We start from the raw sequence: 16814 nt of genomic DNA, 5'->3' as shown, positions 1-16814 counted from the left end.
CTGTTGCTTCTCCTTACAAAAAATTGACAATATACGTTTCCTCTCCGTATCGATCCACGTATAGTCCATCTCCAAACTCATCTGCCGTATACTGCGAAACGAAAAGTACCTTCTTTTTTTCAAAAATTCTCTTTCCATTCACAATTTCATATTTCTTATTCAGATAATACTTAGTTCCGCTGATTTTTCCATTTCTTTCCCGTAAATAAATCCTTCCATCTTTTACCAGATCACAATCAATGTAGGCCGCATATTTGCTGGTAACCTCATCGTCCTCAAAATCCTCTGAAAGTTCAACGATTTCTGCATTTTCTACAGAAACAATGTCTTCACTTCTCCCGATGGATTTCAGATCATAAATGTGTTCCAGAATATCCTCCAGAACAGTATCTGCTGCCCTCACATGAAGTACAAGCGTAATACCATCCAAAATCTCATAAAATTTCATTGATTTGGTCAAGGACCGGTACCTGCTGATCGGAATCGTGTAATTCTGACGCTGATAGTCGTCCAATCGGGACTTAATCTCTTTTTCCCTATCCTTGATTTCCTTTTCCCGTTTTACTACACGTTCGTATTCCGCAGTTTTCCTGTCTAATTTTTTTTTCTTTTCTGCCAGATGTTTTTTCCGCTTTTTCAGCAGTTCCATCACAGGAGTGATCCGTTTCTTTTTAAATTCATCAATCGAATCCTTACGGTTTTTCAAATCACGATATTCATCCAGTAGTTCCTGATCATCAACATGAATGGTGATTCCTTCACGGAAACTATTTCCCTGAGGTTTCTTCGCCGTTGCCACTTTATCAAAAGCATTCGACAGCATGCTCCCATTCCTCATTTTCACGAGAATCCCTCTGTCATCCTGTACTGAATTCAGGAAACAATAATCTGTATATGGTTCCCGATGCATTGATTCATATTTCCCCTGAATACTGATATCCATCTCTTTATATTCCCGATAACCACAGATATAATGAAGTGCACCTATAACCGTCGAAATCGGAGGCAGTGGATAAGTCATTTTGTTATCCACCGTCTCTTCTCTTTTATAATTTGCGCTGCTTTGGTGTATAATCAGACGTAACGCTCTCATTTATTTCACCTGCCTCCCCGTCTTTACGATTATACTTCATAATAGGCATTCACTTCATCCTTTAATATTCCAAAAAATGCCGGAATGGTTTCAGGCTCTAATTCTTTTTCAATCTCCTGCTCATTAGCAAGCATCTTTCCTCTCAGCAATCCACAGTGGTATCCCTGTCCTATCTTATCTTTCAAATCCTGTGAAACTACGAGCTTATCCTCTTCCACATGGATAACATTTTCAAAATAATGAGTCTTTCTGTCAGAAATGCCGCCCACTATGAACACTGGTTCCGCATTGTCTAAATTACCCTTTACGACCAGACTTAACGTTTCAACTGCATTTAGCAGCGCCTTCACACGTTCCGCCTTTTCCTCTTTAGAAGCTTCGGCGTTAAAATTCTCATCTTTTCCCACCATCTCCAGATCGATCGTCAAACTATAAATCTTTAATGATTTATCATACTCGTATTGATATGGCATTAATCCCACTTTTCCCGCATCATTCTGAATATTCATACCATTCGCCTCAGCAAAATTTCCCGCGAGGTAAAGATTATTATGAAATCTGGTCTCATTTACAAAGCTTTCACAGGAAATAGCATCCGTCAGATAAACGGAACTTTTTCTCACATATGTAGTACCCTTGGTGCTCATATATCCGCCCTCCAGCGCTCTGCAGGTCGCTGCATTCAATTCTTCTGTCACTAATTTCTGCGTAGCTCCATCCACTTCTGTTTGTAAATCATCATACATTCCTGCCTGCACCATCAATGCATTTTTCAGGCTTTCCCTGCTGCGAATCGTATAGACCTTTCTATTCCTGAATACTTTCTGTACACTTGCAATATTTCCCAGGCCCTCTGAATAATTTGATGTCATGTTTGCCACAACGGTCAACGTTAACGCCTTTTGTTTCATACTGGTTTCCTCCTAATCATTGTCCTTTTTCTTTGTCAGCGCATTAATGAATGTATATGCAATATCTTTATTTTCCTCGAAATTTTCAAACAGGCTATATGCAAAATCAAATGTCACATCTGAATAATTAGATAGCTGTAACAATATTTGACAACAGCGGTCGTAATCCTTAAATACAATTGCACTCGTAAGCTTCTGCCGATAACTTTCCCTTTTATTATCCGGAAGCTTTTTCGCCACTTCTTTCGCACAGGCGTAAGCCGCCTTCATTGATTGTTTCATTTCCTCGTCACCTCCACAAATCAATTGATTTATTTTCACGAACTGTGAAACCAGATATTCTGAACGATCCTCATTATCCTTTAGGTACAACTCAATCAATTCATCTGTCCGAATCAGATTCAGAATACATTCCAGCACCTTCTTCTGTATATTCACATAGTAATTGTCATTGATTTTCTTTGAACAACAGAATGGCTCATATATTTTCAGTTTTCTTAAAACCTCAATGCTCTCTTTACGGATATACAATGTTTCAAAAAAGTCATTCTCTCTATTCTTCACGATTATTTCCACATCATAATCAAGAAAATCTGACACTGTCTGTATGGATTTAAAAAGGACCTTTCTGGCATCCACGGCTTTCCCCTCAGAGAGGGCAATTTCATTTTCTATAAAACGTTCCAGTTCTATATTGGTATGGATCAACTGTTCCACTGAAAAACTGTCATTGATAAAAAAACTCTCTCTTTCTCCCAAAAAACTAAATGGAATAAAATCAAAAAGAATATCATCCTGTGCCACAAACGTGTTCACATCAAAATTATAAGAAATAGCTTTGCTCTTCCTTCCTCCATCTACATAATATCCCCATAACCTGCAACAGTCCTTCTTTTCTTCCAGAAGCTGTCCTGTATTCGCAAAGTTAGCATACATATTTGATTTATTGCGATATGTTTCTTTTATTATCGCTTTTCTGTTTTTGTTGATCAGCTCCAAAATTTCTTCTTGGTTTGTTCCATCAAACTTCAATTTTCCAAAAACTTTTTTCAATATGGAGTTCCCTTTTAGTAATTCATTGGTCAACTTAATCTGGTCATCCGAAAGTTCTTCCTGACACATCATTCGTTCCAGCTTTTTATGCTGAAGTTCATCCCCATAATATTGCTCGACAAATTGAAGATATTTTTCTTCTGAGATATCCGAACAGTTGAATTTTATAGCATCTTCCGCAATCTCAAAATCCGTTCCTTTCTCTCCATAAAAGCTTAAATACTTATAAAGTCCCACAATTGCCGCCGAATATCTCCAGTCCGACGGTTCAACCTTCGTATCGAACCGTTCATTTTCTAAGCTCTCTCTCACATTCTCCCTCCTATACATCTTCCTGCGTAACAATATCCATTAATCCAAATCCTGCCGAATGCCTTGACCCAATTCCTGCCTGATAAAAATATTGCAGCAGGTCCGTATCCCCTTCTAACTGAAAAATACCTACGGTCGTATCTACATATCTGCCATAAAATTTCACAAGAACCTTTCTGCACTGAATTGGTGTTACTTTGATTCTCTCTGCCAGTTCTCCGGAAAATCCTGCTCCCTCCGCCTGAGTTCTTAATACTATTTTTAACTTCTCCTCAAATCCTTCATCCTGAAACGTATAATATTTATCCTGATTCGTCTCTGAATTGTGCTCACGTACTACGAGTCCGCCCCCTGTCACCGTTCGAAACACTACTTTAGATCCGGTAATCAACCGCTCTCCTAACTGACGTACCTGATTTAACATCATTCCATTTCCTTCCGGGAGAGAAAATCTTCGCCTTTTTGCCTGTATAAATGCGGCATAAAAAATAAGTCCTGTTTTCCTCCTGTCATCCGCCGAAAAAATCATTTTCACCTGATTATTTTCCAGAAACACCTTTTCTTCTACAAACTTTGGCTTGGCTAAAAGAATGCTAAATGTATAGTCTTTCTGACTAACTTCTGAAAAATATCTGTCATAAAATTTCCCGTTATTACAGACTGAAATAACATTTTTCAAAAAAGAAATCCAAATACTCTTATTATCTTTGGGTAATTCTGCTTTTTCCAGCTCAAATTGCAATTCTATTCTCAACTACATTCCTCCTTTCTGCCTACTCTTAATAAGTAATAATTCCATTTTCTGTGTGAAATTAGAATATAGAAAAAACATATAAGGTAACAAATTTACCATTAATTAACAAATATAATTTATTCTATCATAATTACTAATTTTTTTCTATAAATAACACAATTTTTGTATAATTTGACGTTTCATGTCAAATTATGTCGATTTTATTATGTAAATCAATAAGAAAGAACTAGTATAGTGTATCATTGACGTTTAGCATAAGACCGCCGGATATTTTTCCGTTGACAAGGCAGCTTCAATACCATAGCTGGGAACCATACGACCTTTGCACCAATCTTAGCGTTTTCTCCCAAAACAAAAGTATTTGCAAAATAATGCTTTTATGCTACAATATTTGATATGATTTGACACAACATCATGCTAAACCGTGTCATTTCCCTATATTTTGACACACTGCAAAAAGGTCGGAAAATATTCCCGGAACTTCCGGTCGGAAGGAATATTAAATATATGATCAGCAAAAAGCAGGTGATGGATTCACCTGCCTTTTTCTACGTAGGAGGGAGTCATAACTTTCTTATTATCTATTTCATATTAACTCCATCACTCATTTGCAATGTCAAATAAACTCATTTGTTCAACTTTAAATGATTTCAATTTACGTTCCGTTATGATGTCTTTATCTGATATTTTTCCACACAGTATAGGTGATTTAGAATCATATAGCGCGCAATTCTCCCTGACTTTCTTATCCGAATAATTCGCATAACAATATCTGCTACAATCCACCAATTGAGGGGACAAATTAATCTTACTTACCTGATGGGCATTCATGGGGTTTCTGACATATAAAAATCCCTCTTTTATTCTATTTACAAACCATTCGGAATAATAATTCGGAATGTCGGTCCGCCTGCTCACACTTAAAATCATATAAACACCTGCACTTATATTTCCCTATGATAAACTCCCAATTTAATGATATGTTTCTTTTCTTCTCTCCTTAGACATTGTGGCAAAAAAGTCCATGACGATTACAGAATGCGAAAATTTTTCCGTGCCTCATTCTGCGAAGCCGAAGTTCCGGCGACTGTTCCGGATAGAGTTTCTCCATCTGAATGCCCTTGTCAGCAACATAAGCGACAAAGGAAATAAAATGCTCCTTCTCCATCGGGTGATTCAGATAAACAAACAGTTCACCATCGATATTTTCCACAGTAATCTCATGCTCTGCATCTGTCGCTTCTTCCTCCAGTACAGGCAGGCGGATTCCGCAACAGGAAAATGCCCCTTCTCCCATCGCATGAATCACGTTGCCGCAGATCGGACATACATAGAATTTGCTTCGTTTCATACTCGCGGACACATTTTTGTTAGCAGCAACATCTCCGGTCAAAAGCTCCGGCACAGAGACCGCTAATGCCTCGGCAAGCCCGGAAAGAATACTGACATCCGGAAATCCCCGGCCTGTCTCCCACTTTGAAACTGCTTTATCTGTTACCATCAGCTTTTCGGCCAGTTGTTTTTGCGTAAGTTTCTTTTTTTCCCGTAATTTCTTAATGGTATCTCCTGTGATATAGGTCATAATGATCGCTCCTTCTTTGAAAAAATCTTTTTTAATACTACTTGACTACTTATTAAGTTGCTTTCAGATACCATTGTATACAACTCCAGGCTGAAAACCAACCTACGCATGGTAGAGTCTTCAACACCACTTATTCCTCAGCAATGCTACCCTTTTACCTGTTTCGACTGGTCTTCTCCAAAATCTCAAGTCCTTTATCCAAATCTTCTCCCAATATTTCCTGGGTTTTCTGAAAATCGTATTTTTCATGCAGTTTATCATGAACCTTGAAGAATTGTTCTTTTCCGTGTCGCTTTACAAATATTGCCTGAGCCTTGCACGCATTTGCACCATCATTGCCGTCAGCATAGAATCCGATCTTACAGTTTTCCAGCGCGTCACAGGCATAGCACCCTTCCAGTCCTTTGCTTTTGGCACAGGTAATGTTCGGGCACTTTCCTTTTTCGTACAGTGTGCCGAAGGAACAGCAATTGAAACTGGATTTACAACCTCCGCACCACTGTCCTAAAAAGCAGTGGCTGCATGAAAAGCCGCAATAGGCAACCGGGTCAACTCCCCGTCTCGCGTCAGCTACAATCGCTGCTTTATATGCGCTGCCTTTTTCGATTCTTCTGTCCTTATCCGGGCCGTCTATATTCAGAACTTTGCGATATACTCTGGAATCCTCACCGCCCATGTCCTTGTCCATCCGATAGAATTCATATCCATATTTTTCATAAAGCCCTGTATGACCGGTCGAAATATAGACCGCCTCTTTTCCCATAACGGTTGCAAGACACTCGGCGTAATCGAGCAGCTTTCCCGCGTACCGGTTTCCACGATATTCCGGAAAAGTATATACAAATCCCACCCACGGAGACAGATCCGTAGGCTGTATGTCATCAAGGGGCGCGAATGTACAAAATGACACCAATCTATTTTCATCCGTAAGCATCAAGACAAGGGCTGTCTCCCCCACAGCTTCCGTGAGCTGATTTTCACTGATAAGCTGCGCCAAATATTTTCCCGCTCCCCAGTCCGACTTGGCAATCTGGTCAAGCCAATACTTTTTATTTCCTGTTGTAAAGAATTCAATTATTTTCATTTACTCACCTTTTCTTTCTTAGTTTCAACACACCATGCAATTCATTCCACAGGGTGCAAACATAACAGACTCCATTTTTTTCGGCATCTTCATCCCAAATCCTCCTGACAGAAAAGGCATGAGCATTCTTTTTGGACTGCCCATGCCCTTCACCTATTACAAAACACATTCCTCCAGTCTACTGATTATTATATTAACATATCCGCAGATAGCACACCATACCAAATCCTACTCGTTTTTTAAAAAGGAATACCATGGGATAGACTATCCTTACATATCTAACCATTGAATAAATCCAAAACCCGATTAACTGCTTGCACTTTCATATCTGCGTATGCCATATGTCCAAAATGATAATGCAAAGAATGTAAATATGCACACAATTACCACCCCAAAAATCAATCCTTTTGCTGACAATGCCCCTGTCACCGCCTGCGTTGGCAGCGTCGCAATTACTCCGTACGGCAATACACAATAAAAAATAAACTTATAGATTCCATAAAAAGCGATCCCCGGTATTTTCAAACACAAATCCACAGCCGTATTCTCTATTTTCACCAGATTGTTTACAGAGAACACAAAAAAGGCAAAACATCGTATCAGAAGTTCCATATCGTAGTACAGTATGGTCATTAACAAAACCTGAAACAAATATCCAATAATATTAGCATACGAAAGACTCACTCCACTTTCTCTAACCCCATATACAACGATATATGCGCTGAATATCAGAAGTGGTATGGCACCTGGATCTACTTTTTCAAATGTAATCCGAAGTAGTGGATTCACTGGTTTGGTCAGATATAAATCCAGTTCTCCTGTTTGTATTTTCTCCGGTATGGATATCACCCCAAAAAAGCAAATGATCATATTTAGGGAATCAATCAAAATAGTAAAACAGTAAGAGTTACGTGAAAAGTTAAGAGTGAAATTAGAAAATCCCCAAAAAATAATTGAGTTCTGCCATAAACAATAGCCCTAAAACAACCATGAGACCTACGCATAACAACATCTTCCCATCGGCTGTATGCACAAATGGAATCCTGAACAGAGAAAACCACAGAAAAGTTGCCAGCAAACCAATGCCTGCGGAAAATGCAATCTTCCCGGCTTCCATCGCCACAAAATATCCCTGTGTCTGTACTGGTATCACCATATATTTTGAAAAAGTACCATTTCTCAGCATTCCGGTCATCTGCTGGCTTATTTCAGCAGATTTTTCCAACTGGAATAAATAAGAACTTATGATATAGTAAGAGATCATAGTCTGAAAACCAAGTCCTGCTATTTGCTCCTTCCCCTCAAACAATATCCCCCATAAGATCCATGCAAACAGTATTTTCGCTACCGCCAGAATCACATCAACAAAGGTATCCGCTCTCCAGATCAACTGTGCTTTCATGTACGCCCTGACAATTTCTAAATATTTCTTCATTTCTTACATCCCTCTATAGATACGCTCTACTACAGAGCCTATTTCTTCTTCCTCGATCCCAATATCCCGGATTGGATAATTCTGGTAGACCTCCTGCTCTTTTATATGAATTTCCAGTTCATGAAAACGTAATACCGGGCTTGGCACAATTTCTGCATACGCTATGTTCTTCTCATCCTCAAAAACGGATTTCAATTTATCCAGAATATGTTCCTCCGCATCTGAAAAGCTCAGAATCATAATTTTACCTATAACTATCACTCCTCGTCCAATACAAACCAAAACACCACCTCATGTCACTCACATTGCACGGTACAACACTAAGGATCAATGGTTAGTTTCCATGCTGGATGACAGGTTGACATTCTATATTCATTTGTGACATACCTTTCCTAATCCCCTAACGCTAGCCTGTCAGCTTCTGCCTGTGTAATTATCTTGTTTCTTACCATACTGTGCAGCACTTGATCCACCCGCTGTACACCACTTCCTTCATCCATACCATTACTGATACCGACTTGTGGTTCACTACACTTGGCGGTAAATACCCGTGGCTAGACTTTCACCAGCAAGACTGGTGCCATGCTCGGCACACGTCTGAAGGCTGACATCGTATATTGATGCCAGCCTTTATATTGTCTAATTATACCCAAAGTTCAGAAAGAATCTATTGAACTGAGCATCGGTGCTTTTGTCGTTTACGCTTTTGAACAGGCCACCAAACTAATATTCAGTTGTAGGACTATGTTCAGTCACCGACAAAGATGTAAGGAGAATTTCTATTTCCTCTATAGAACACGACACCTCCTCCCTTGCAATTTACCTGACTACGCAGCAGATTCCATCTATCTGCTTTTGTTGTGTAAATTGTACCAGGGAGGATTCTGTTTTCTTTCCCGATGTATCCTGCTATCGTCCTATTTTTTGTGATTTTTTTAACCGATGTTGCTATATGTGCTAAGATAGCATTTTATAATTCGTATTTGGATTAGGACTAATGATTGACTTTACGTTTTATGTATGGTAAACTTTTTTCTACAAGTAAAACTACATTCTCCTCGAAAGGAAGTGAAACAATGGGAAAAGAAAAACCTGCAGAGGGGAAATTTGTTACCTCGGTTAAAGTTGGGCCTAAAGGTCAAATCATTGTCCCCAAAGAGGTTAGAGATATGTTTAATATCCAGCCGGGAGATATGCTTTTGATGTTGGCCGATGTGGAACAGGGTATTGCTATTCAGCCACTCAATACCACCAATGAAATGTTTGAAAATCTGTTCCCAAGAAAGAAGTAATTTAATCAATACGCCACCGCGCTTCTATTCAGGAGCGCGGTATTTTTTGCGCAAAAGTAGAACTTGTAAAACTTATATTGACTTTTTCTACCTTATACGATATATTGTAATCAAAGTTCTATAAGTAATACTTTTAGAACCAAATGAGAAAGGAGGAAACGGCATGGATGATGTGAAGCCGAATAATACACAGAACGGAAAAAACCGCTACATGGCTACTGTTAAAATTGGAACCAAGGGACAAATTATAATCCCTCAAAAAGCGCGGGAGCTTTTTCATCTAAAGCCCGGAGATTTACTTCTCATACGAGCAGACAGCACCCTCGGTATTGCTATTCAACCGCTTGCGATGGTGAACGATCTGCTTGATGATTTTTTCGCACAACACCTGAATAATTTGTAAGGAGGATATTATGAGATTGCTTGAAGTAAAGGGGTTAACGAAGAAGTGCCCCAAATTCACATTGAAAAATGTTTCTTTCTTTTTGGAACAAGGAAGAATTATGGGCTTGATTGGCACATCCATCATCACAATTATCATAAAAACTGCCTGCTCCAGCTAATCTGCTATTCCAGATTGATTTTATATCCATATCCGACTATTGTTTTAATAAAATCATGCGATTTCTCATTCCGGCTCAGCTTTTTCCTTATTTGAAAAACGGTATTTTCGACTGCGTGATACCTATCATTTGCCGGCTCATGCCAAACCGCTTCATAAAGCTGCTTTTTGGTAAAAGTAACATCCGGATTTGAATAGAGGAAATATAAAAGATCAAATTCCTTTATTGATAAAAAAATCTCCTGCTGATTTATCTCTACGCTATGGGTGTTTACGTCAATACGCAAACAAGAGGTGATTTGCTCTATCCCCCAAAATTCCCGAACCAATATACAATCTTTTATGATTTGTTCCAATAGCAATGACAAATTGTCAAACCTTTGTGGGCTGCGAAGTTTTGTAAATAATTGTATTTCCATTTCACAGCCATAGAGGTCTTCATTGAAATTCAAAATATGGGGCTCTACAGATATATGACGATCACTATCAACCGTTGGGCGTGTTCCAATGTGCGTGATACCATAATATGTTCTGCCCTCTAAAAGAACTTTAGCAATATATACGCCGGCCGTTGGCAGCTCATGCTCTTGTTCTACTTTTAGATTTGCCGTAGGCATACCTACTAATTTACCGATCCCACGCCCATGTATGACCGTCCCCTTCATTGTATAAACCGGAATATGTTTTGTATTTTCCATAGCCACTCCTTATAGTATTCCATTCATAGACAAAATGAATAAAATGCAGCTAACGATAATCATCACCGCCAGCAGAATCAGTCCAACAGAAAAACGGCTACGATGTTCCTTTTCAGATAAAGAAATATAACCGCTTCTCCTTAAAGCTGTTGTAATAGGTTTATACAGCAAAAATGTAAATGCGGCATTAAGCCCGGCTTTAATCGCATTGAACGGCAAAAATGCAGGCAACAGTAATTCTACAACAGCCTCTCTTGGATACCCCATATAAAGGGGCGTAATAAGATAATTCCATAACAGCATAACGGCAACCATTGCCACACTTCCGACTCCTAATCCAATGACAGCTCCGGATAACGTATGCTTTTTCTTGTAAATTGCAGAAGCGGTACAAGCAAATGAGCAGCTGGAGACGATATTCATAAGGCAGCCTAAAATTCCAGTTTCGCTGACTGTAAACATTTCGATAAAAGAAACAATCACAGACACAATACAAGCGCTCATCGGCCCCCATATCAACCCACCCAATGTGATGATTACATCTTTCGGATCATATTTGAGGAATAGCACAATCGGAATACGCCCCATAACCACATAAGATATTGCGCACAGTACCGCTAAGGTTGTCATTTTTTTCGTTTTACTATTCATATTCTGTTCCTCCACATAAAAATTAGCACCTGAAAATGGTCTTTCAGGTGCTAATGAACGTGCAAAATAAAACAACACTATAGTTGTAAAATTCTTTCCCGTCTTCTTTCATCCAGACTATACTGTTGGTTTTGGAATTCTTGCTTATTGAACTGCTAATGCTCAATAAGAGTCACCAAATCATGCGATTAACGCTTGCGGACTTTACCGCCAATCGGGAATTACACCCTGCCCCGAAGACACATTTATTCAGTTGATAATATAATTATACGAATGAAACGCCTTGGTTTCAATACATTGGACGGATTTCGGAAACATTTCGGAAATGACGGCAACAGCTTTATACCAGTTTCCCAAACAGTGTCGTCAGCATATGGGTAGCCCACTGATACATGTCCATCGTCTCGTACTTCCGGTACTCACACTCCAATGATACCAGAACAAACAAATAAATATCGTACCACAGGCTCCTTCTCTCCTGTGACTTCGTAAACGCTTTCATGCCATAACCTTTCCGGAAAAAGGGGTTGTCTGAATGAGTCCTGAAGCCTACTTCCAATAGGGGATCTCCCCAGATGCAGCGTTCCCAGTCAATCAGGCCGGTAATCACCCCATCCGAGACAAAAATATTCCCGTCCCAGAGATCCCAATGCACCAGCCGTGGCTCTGCCACTTCTGCAAAAATGTCCTTATCCCACTCCAGATATCGGAGCAGCTCATCCACAGGTATTTTCAAATCAACATTTCCTTGTCTGGCATCGCTGATTCCGGCCTCCAGCATCCTGCGAAAGACCATGTACCAGTCTTTCCCCTGAAATTCCGGCTGCCCAGGATAACCGAAACAAGGACAAGCAATACGGTTGATCTCCTTATTAATTCTTCCAGTCTCTTTGTATATGTCGTTGATCTGTTCCTGAGTGAAATCGTCTTTTATTTCATGCAGACTGCTTCCTTTCAGCTTTTCCATGAAGAAGTACGGAGATTCGCATATCGTATGACTGTCATCATACCCAAACACTTTAGGAACGGGGATCCCTCCGTGCTCCAGCGCCATTTCCATCGCCTGAACCTCCGCACACATGATATTTCTCTCATATGTCATGACCCGGACGCCTTTCGCCGGGGCGACCTTCAAAATGACTGCCTCCCCACTGCTTAAAGTCACCTCATAGGCCACATTAAAATATCCTTCCGTCAGCTCCTTATAAGACTGTAACTCAAGTGGATAGAAAAAGCGTTCCACCATCCTCCTGAGTGTTTCTTCATTCTGCCTGTTCTTTGTTAAACTTTCCATCGCTTCTCTCCTTCTGAAATTTTTTGTAACTGAATCCGGCCATGACCGCCGCTATCCAGTCGCTGATTGCAAATACCCACCACATGACAGAAATGTTTTTCATGATTCCTCCGAGTAACAGAAACGGAAGACGAATCAAGAAAATACATACCATTGATAAACGCAGCACCCTTTTCCCCTGTCCCAACGCCTGGAAGAATGCCTGAATGACAGGCATTACCCCTCCGGCACAGGCTGCCCAGCAGATAATCTGCAAGGCCGGCGTTCCCGCCCGCATGACGTCTGCATCGGAGGAAAAAAATCGGATTATGTACGGCGCTCCGGCATACAGCCCCAGCGAAATCAAGCCCCCATAAATCAGGACAAACCGCAGAGCTAAAAATACCGTTCTCCTTATCCGATCTGTATTTTTCCTGCCCCAGTCAAATCCAAGCATCGGCTGTATGCCCTGCATAACACCGGTAAACGGCGTAGTGGCAAAGGTCTGGATACGGGATATTACTGTGAAGGTGCTGATTGCCTGTGTACCGTAGACTGTTCCTAATATCTGATTGCCTGCCATGCCGACAAAGCTGTTTCCCAGGCTGTTCAGAAAAGACGGCATCCCAATTGATAGGATTTCCTTAAATGCCCCGAAGTCCCACCGTATATCTTTTATCCGGATCTTGCATGGCGTCGCATCGCGGATAAAGAAATAGTAAATACTGCAGAGCAGCGAAAACACCTGGGCACATACTGTTGCCAGAGCGGCGCCCGTAATACCCATCCGGAATCCATAAATCAACACCGGATCCAATGCCATATTGATTAGGACGGGGCAGCACCATTGAAGCGTGGAATAAAGGGTGTCCCCTCCGGCCCGCATGACTCCTGAAAATCCCGTACTGCATATTGTGCCCAGCAGCATGATACGTCCGTATTCCACAGCATATGGATAAATCTCGGCTGTACATCCAAGCAGTCCGAGCAGTGGGTTTAAGAAAATCAGACCAATGACCGTTATGGCTAACGCACATAAACACCAGACCCAAACCATACACCCAATGACGATCTTGCCTCCCGCCAGATCCTTTTCACCCAGCCGCCTGGATATGATGGAGCCTGCACCCACGCCCAAAGTGGAACTTATGCCGCCCACAAAGACCAGCACCGGGGAAAATACGCCAATTGCTCCGCTGGCTGTGCTACCTACTCCTTTTGAAACAAACAAGGTATCTGTGACGATATATATGTTGTAAAGCATGACGGAAAATGTAGCCTGTACACACAGCTCCGCCATCAATTTTCCGATAGAGCCTGTTTCCAGTTTGCTTATGCCCTTTGACGGCAATATACCAACCCCTTTCTGTCATCGGCAGCAATTAAAAAATGGATCTCTCCGCTGAAAAAGATTTACGAATAGAACAAGACCACAAGGGAAGTGAAATCCTTGTGGTCTTTGTTATGGCACTTCAAATTTATAACCGACACCGACAACATTTTTGATATATTCCAGACCATCCGGTGTTATCTTCAGTTTCTTCCGCAGATTGCTCATATGGTTGCTTACCGCTTTGCGTGAGTAATAGGTATAATCCTCGTTCCAGACCAGCTCCATAATCATCTTGTAGGTGAACACCCGCTGAGGATGCGTGATCAACAGGGCAAGAATATCAAATTCTTTCGCAGTCAGTTCGACCACCTGTCCGCCCACCCGTACCAGCCGCTGCTCCCGGCAAAAGTATAAGTCACCCATACGAATCTCTGTGAACACACTGCCAGCTTCTGTCTGCAGCCCATAAATTTCACAGAGGATACATAGGTTATCAGCTAAATCTCCATTTTGCTTTTCTGCACTAAGAAGGTATTTTATTAACTCCTTTCGCTGCCGGGCATTTAACAGCATAAGCAGCTTCTCTCCGATTTTATCTCCCGGCTCAGATATTTCCAGCACAGCTAACTTCCCAATGTTATCACCTCCGTTTCTTTTACTGCCCTCCTTCGGTCTATGATAAACTATAAATATGACAGCATTCTGTCATGTTTCATATCTTTTTTTCTCAAATGGAACCTGGCGTTTGCCTTATGACCCTATACCTTTCGCACTGGCCTTATATACTTAAAATACTGTTTCGGATCATAATAAAAGTACATGATTCTGCCTGGGGAAGTATCAAGGCAGCACCCAGCTCCTGCATAATCAAACGCTGCCATTGCTTTTTCTATTTTTTCTTCTACACTGCAGTTTTCCTGCTCGTAGTTAAATGGGCCATGCTCAAAAACAATATACTCAGATTCAGGAATATCCACCATAGACATTTGAGGCGGCACGTCCCCCTGATAGTCGGAGGGAAGTCGTACTCCCCAACACTCCGCACGGTGGATTCCCCAATCGCAAAGCCTGCCGTTTGGATCATTTATATATGCCATGATCTGCCCACTTGCACAATTGACTTCGCTTCCGCCGGCATCGTCTAATTTCCCCTTGATACTGTCGAGCAGCCCGCAGATCGTTTCATAGTCCTGCCCCGGAATCAGATTCTGCTTACGCCAGAAATCCCAATATCCATTACTCTCATAGTTTTTAATGTGTAAAAACTTGTGAGCGGGTATGGTTACAAAATAAATTTTCACGCCATCTGTTGATTTAATCATGCCGATTTCTCCTAATCCTAAAAAGTAGCGGTCGAAAGGGCTTATTTTTGTACGGAGAGCAACCGGTTTTGGATTTTTCCGATACTCACTGGGCGTTACGCCGTATGTTACTTTGAAAGCCCTGGTAAAGGCTTCATGTGAGGAAAAGCCATAATCGAAAGCAATGTCTAACAGGCTCTTATCGCTGTCCCGGACTTCTTTCAGCGCAAACGCCAGTTTCCTCTGCCGCAGATAATCCCTGAACTGCATCCCCGATATTTCCTTGAACTTCCTTGTTGTATAAAATTCGGAATAGCCTAATTTGCGGGAAAGGAAGCGCAGTGTCAAGGCTTCATCGTTGTAGCCCTTAATACATTTGTCAATCTCATCAACAATTATTTGAATCTGTTTTTGCCATTCGTACATTTATTTTTCACCTCGTTTCAACCACCCTGTATTTATTATAAGAAAACCGAGTGTCCGTCGCTTGATTTTACTTGCCATTATTCATATTGTTTTTTGGCCTGCTCTAAAAATGCCTTTATATCGTCCCGCAGCGTCTGAGGCTCTATAATTTCCGCTTTATCCCCCAAACTTGCAAAAGTGCTTACAATCCACTCCGGATATTCCGTATAAAAGGAAATGTAGAGAGAATTGTTTACTTCCCGGATATTACTCTGGCCAAAGAAATCAATCGCCAGAAACTCATAGGATTTATCCATCCTTACTGTAACCAATTCCCCCACGCCATTTGAAAATGCACTCTGCAATACAGGAATCTCATAATCTGTCCGCTCCGTATAGGTCTGCTCACAAAGCAACAAGTTTGATATTCTGTTGATCTTAAAAACGCGGAAGTCCTGTCTTTGTGTGCAGTAGGCGAAAAGATACCAGTATTCTTCTTTGAAAATGAGCTTGTAGGGTTCCACGATTCTTTTGGAGTATCCATTGCTGCTATAATACTCCATTTCCAACAGGCGACGGGAAGCAATGGCAGAACGGATGATTTTGATTTTTTCAATGGTCGTATTCTTATGGTTCCAGGATGTGAAATCAATGATGATATCGTTCTCCAGCAGCAATTTATCTTCCTGGCCAAGACGCAGCTTTGCAAGCAGTGTCTTTATTTTGGAACTCTCATCAATGCTCGCAAACCCCTGTATGCCTGACAAAATCAAATCTATGTCCTCTTTATTCAGGACTGATTTACTGTACTTAAAGTTTGGCAGCAATGATATGCCGCCGCCAATCCCCTGCTGCGTAGTCACTGGAAACCCTGCACTGGACAAATCCAACAAATCCCTATGGATGGTACGCACAGAGACTTCAAAATAATCCGCCAGTTCCTGTGCCGTTATTTTTTCCCTTTCCAATAAAATACATAATATACCAAACATTCTGTTGCTTTTCATTCAAGGCACCTCCTCTGTCTATTTTACCGAAATAAGACATTGAGTGTCAAGTTTCCGCTGCAACAGGC

At 40.9% G+C, this 16814-nt stretch carries 19 protein-coding genes, 1 pseudogene and 1 riboswitch; of the genes and pseudogenes, 3 read left to right on the top strand and 17 right to left on the bottom strand.

What is annotated here, in order from left to right:
• Positions 1-13: 13 nt before the first annotated feature.
• The 10 genes and pseudogenes from cas5 to ABXS75_09640 all read right to left on the bottom strand — a co-directional run bounded on the left by cas5 (position 14) and on the right by ABXS75_09640 (position 8506).
• A complete protein-coding gene (gene cas5, locus ABXS75_09685; GenBank protein ID XCP87032.1) occupies positions 14-1093 on the bottom strand; it encodes a CRISPR-associated protein Cas5 in 1080 nt (359 codons plus the stop codon).
• 29 nt (positions 1094-1122) lie between these two features.
• Positions 1123-2004, bottom strand: coding sequence for a type I-B CRISPR-associated protein Cas7/Cst2/DevR (gene cas7i / locus ABXS75_09680; GenBank protein ID XCP87031.1), 882 nt, complete (start codon positions 2002-2004; stop codon positions 1123-1125).
• A gap of 12 nt (positions 2005-2016) precedes the next feature.
• The gene (gene cas8a1, locus ABXS75_09675) at positions 2017-3369 is read right to left on the bottom strand and encodes a type I CRISPR-associated protein Cas8a1/Csx8 (protein ID XCP87030.1); all 1353 of its coding nucleotides are present in this window, start codon (positions 3367-3369) and stop codon (positions 2017-2019) included.
• 10 nt (positions 3370-3379) lie between these two features.
• Positions 3380-4123, bottom strand: a complete 744-nt coding sequence (gene cas6, locus ABXS75_09670) for a CRISPR-associated endoribonuclease Cas6 (protein XCP87029.1) — start codon at positions 4121-4123, stop codon at positions 3380-3382.
• A gap of 678 nt (positions 4124-4801) precedes the next feature.
• A pseudogene (locus tag ABXS75_09665) lies at positions 4802-5053 on the bottom strand (DUF1848 family protein).
• A gap of 70 nt (positions 5054-5123) precedes the next feature.
• Positions 5124-5705 carry a helix-turn-helix domain-containing protein gene (locus ABXS75_09660; GenBank protein XCP87028.1) on the bottom strand — a complete coding sequence of 194 codons (582 nt, stop codon included), beginning with the start codon at positions 5703-5705 and terminating at the stop codon, positions 5124-5126.
• A gap of 154 nt (positions 5706-5859) precedes the next feature.
• On the bottom strand, positions 5860-6789 hold the full coding sequence (locus ABXS75_09655) for a GNAT family N-acetyltransferase (GenBank protein XCP87027.1): 930 nt from the start codon (positions 6787-6789) through the stop codon (positions 5860-5862).
• A 306-nt stretch (positions 6790-7095) separates the two neighbouring features.
• Entirely contained in the window at positions 7096-7659 is a 564-nt protein-coding gene (locus ABXS75_09650; protein ID XCP87026.1) for an ABC-2 family transporter protein, read from the bottom strand.
• A 61-nt stretch (positions 7660-7720) separates the two neighbouring features.
• On the bottom strand, positions 7721-8224 hold the full coding sequence (locus ABXS75_09645) for a hypothetical protein (protein ID XCP87025.1): 504 nt from the start codon (positions 8222-8224) through the stop codon (positions 7721-7723).
• Positions 8225-8227: 3 nt separating this feature from the next.
• Complete coding sequence (locus ABXS75_09640; GenBank protein ID XCP87024.1) at positions 8228-8506, bottom strand: hypothetical protein; 279 nt, start codon at positions 8504-8506, stop codon at positions 8228-8230.
• 794 nt (positions 8507-9300) lie between these two features.
• Between ABXS75_09640 and ABXS75_09635 the strand changes: the two genes are divergently transcribed.
• From ABXS75_09635 to ABXS75_09625, 3 genes are all read left to right on the top strand, one after another.
• Positions 9301-9516, top strand: a complete 216-nt coding sequence (locus tag ABXS75_09635; protein ID XCP87023.1) for an AbrB/MazE/SpoVT family DNA-binding domain-containing protein — start codon at positions 9301-9303, stop codon at positions 9514-9516.
• Between the two features lie 163 nt (positions 9517-9679).
• Positions 9680-9919 carry an AbrB/MazE/SpoVT family DNA-binding domain-containing protein gene (locus tag ABXS75_09630; protein XCP87022.1) on the top strand — a complete coding sequence of 80 codons (240 nt, stop codon included), beginning with the start codon at positions 9680-9682 and terminating at the stop codon, positions 9917-9919.
• Positions 9920-9929: 10 nt separating this feature from the next.
• A complete protein-coding gene (locus ABXS75_09625; GenBank protein ID XCP87021.1) occupies positions 9930-10079 on the top strand; it encodes a hypothetical protein in 150 nt (49 codons plus the stop codon).
• Between the two features lie 4 nt (positions 10080-10083).
• On the opposite strand, the gene ABXS75_09620 is transcribed toward ABXS75_09625, so the two are convergent.
• The 7 genes from ABXS75_09620 to ABXS75_09590 form a co-directional block, all read right to left on the bottom strand.
• On the bottom strand, positions 10084-10776 hold the full coding sequence (locus tag ABXS75_09620; protein ID XCP87020.1) for a riboflavin kinase: 693 nt from the start codon (positions 10774-10776) through the stop codon (positions 10084-10086).
• 9 nt (positions 10777-10785) lie between these two features.
• The gene (locus ABXS75_09615; GenBank protein ID XCP87019.1) at positions 10786-11427 is read right to left on the bottom strand and encodes an ECF transporter S component; all 642 of its coding nucleotides are present in this window, start codon (positions 11425-11427) and stop codon (positions 10786-10788) included.
• Between the two features lie 96 nt (positions 11428-11523).
• Positions 11524-11672, bottom strand: a riboswitch (FMN riboswitch).
• A 95-nt stretch (positions 11673-11767) separates the two neighbouring features.
• Complete coding sequence (locus tag ABXS75_09610; protein ID XCP87018.1) at positions 11768-12721, bottom strand: aminoglycoside phosphotransferase family protein; 954 nt, start codon at positions 12719-12721, stop codon at positions 11768-11770.
• Positions 12690-14051 carry an MATE family efflux transporter gene (locus tag ABXS75_09605; protein XCP87017.1) on the bottom strand — a complete coding sequence of 454 codons (1362 nt, stop codon included), beginning with the start codon at positions 14049-14051 and terminating at the stop codon, positions 12690-12692. The genes ABXS75_09610 and ABXS75_09605 overlap by 32 nt, the downstream gene beginning before the upstream one ends.
• A 111-nt stretch (positions 14052-14162) precedes the next feature.
• Entirely contained in the window at positions 14163-14654 is a 492-nt protein-coding gene (locus tag ABXS75_09600; GenBank protein ID XCP87016.1) for a response regulator transcription factor, read from the bottom strand.
• Between the two features lie 137 nt (positions 14655-14791).
• Entirely contained in the window at positions 14792-15760 is a 969-nt protein-coding gene (locus ABXS75_09595; protein XCP87015.1) for a helix-turn-helix transcriptional regulator, read from the bottom strand.
• Between the two features lie 77 nt (positions 15761-15837).
• A complete protein-coding gene (locus ABXS75_09590) occupies positions 15838-16746 on the bottom strand; it encodes a YafY family protein (GenBank protein XCP87014.1) in 909 nt (302 codons plus the stop codon).
• Positions 16747-16814: the final 68 nt, after the last annotated feature.

It is taken from the genome of Roseburia hominis (assembly GCA_040702975.1).
GTDB lineage: Bacteria > Bacillota > Clostridia > Lachnospirales > Lachnospiraceae > Allocoprococcus > Allocoprococcus hominis_A.
The sequence above is the reverse complement of the archived record's forward strand: the minus strand, read 5'-3'. Positions and strand labels throughout refer to the sequence as shown.

What these genes read in the sequence shown, in the direction of transcription:
- cas5 (XCP87032.1), bottom strand. Translation starts at nt 1,093, where the DNA reads ATGAGAGCGTTACGTCTGATTATACACCAAAGCAGCGCAAATTATAAA.
- cas7i (XCP87031.1), bottom strand. Translation starts at nt 2,004, where the DNA reads ATGAAACAAAAGGCGTTAACGTTGACCGTTGTGGCAAACATGACATCA.
- ABXS75_09660 (XCP87028.1), bottom strand. Translation starts at nt 5,705, where the DNA reads ATGACCTATATCACAGGAGATACCATTAAGAAATTACGGGAAAAAAAG.
- ABXS75_09655 (XCP87027.1), bottom strand. Translation starts at nt 6,789, where the DNA reads ATGAAAATAATTGAATTCTTTACAACAGGAAATAAAAAGTATTGGCTT.
- ABXS75_09650 (XCP87026.1), bottom strand. Translation starts at nt 7,659, where the DNA reads ATGATCATTTGCTTTTTTGGGGTGATATCCATACCGGAGAAAATACAA.
- ABXS75_09645 (XCP87025.1), bottom strand. Translation starts at nt 8,224, where the DNA reads ATGAAGAAATATTTAGAAATTGTCAGGGCGTACATGAAAGCACAGTTG.
- ABXS75_09635 (XCP87023.1), top strand. Translation starts at nt 9,301, where the DNA reads ATGGGAAAAGAAAAACCTGCAGAGGGGAAATTTGTTACCTCGGTTAAA.
- ABXS75_09630 (XCP87022.1), top strand. Translation starts at nt 9,680, where the DNA reads ATGGATGATGTGAAGCCGAATAATACACAGAACGGAAAAAACCGCTAC.
- ABXS75_09625 (XCP87021.1), top strand. Translation starts at nt 9,930, where the DNA reads ATGAGATTGCTTGAAGTAAAGGGGTTAACGAAGAAGTGCCCCAAATTC.
- ABXS75_09620 (XCP87020.1), bottom strand. Translation starts at nt 10,776, where the DNA reads ATGGAAAATACAAAACATATTCCGGTTTATACAATGAAGGGGACGGTC.
- ABXS75_09615 (XCP87019.1), bottom strand. Translation starts at nt 11,427, where the DNA reads ATGAATAGTAAAACGAAAAAAATGACAACCTTAGCGGTACTGTGCGCA.
- ABXS75_09610 (XCP87018.1), bottom strand. Translation starts at nt 12,721, where the DNA reads ATGGAAAGTTTAACAAAGAACAGGCAGAATGAAGAAACACTCAGGAGG.
- ABXS75_09595 (XCP87015.1), bottom strand. Translation starts at nt 15,760, where the DNA reads ATGTACGAATGGCAAAAACAGATTCAAATAATTGTTGATGAGATTGAC.
- ABXS75_09590 (XCP87014.1), bottom strand. Translation starts at nt 16,746, where the DNA reads ATGAAAAGCAACAGAATGTTTGGTATATTATGTATTTTATTGGAAAGG.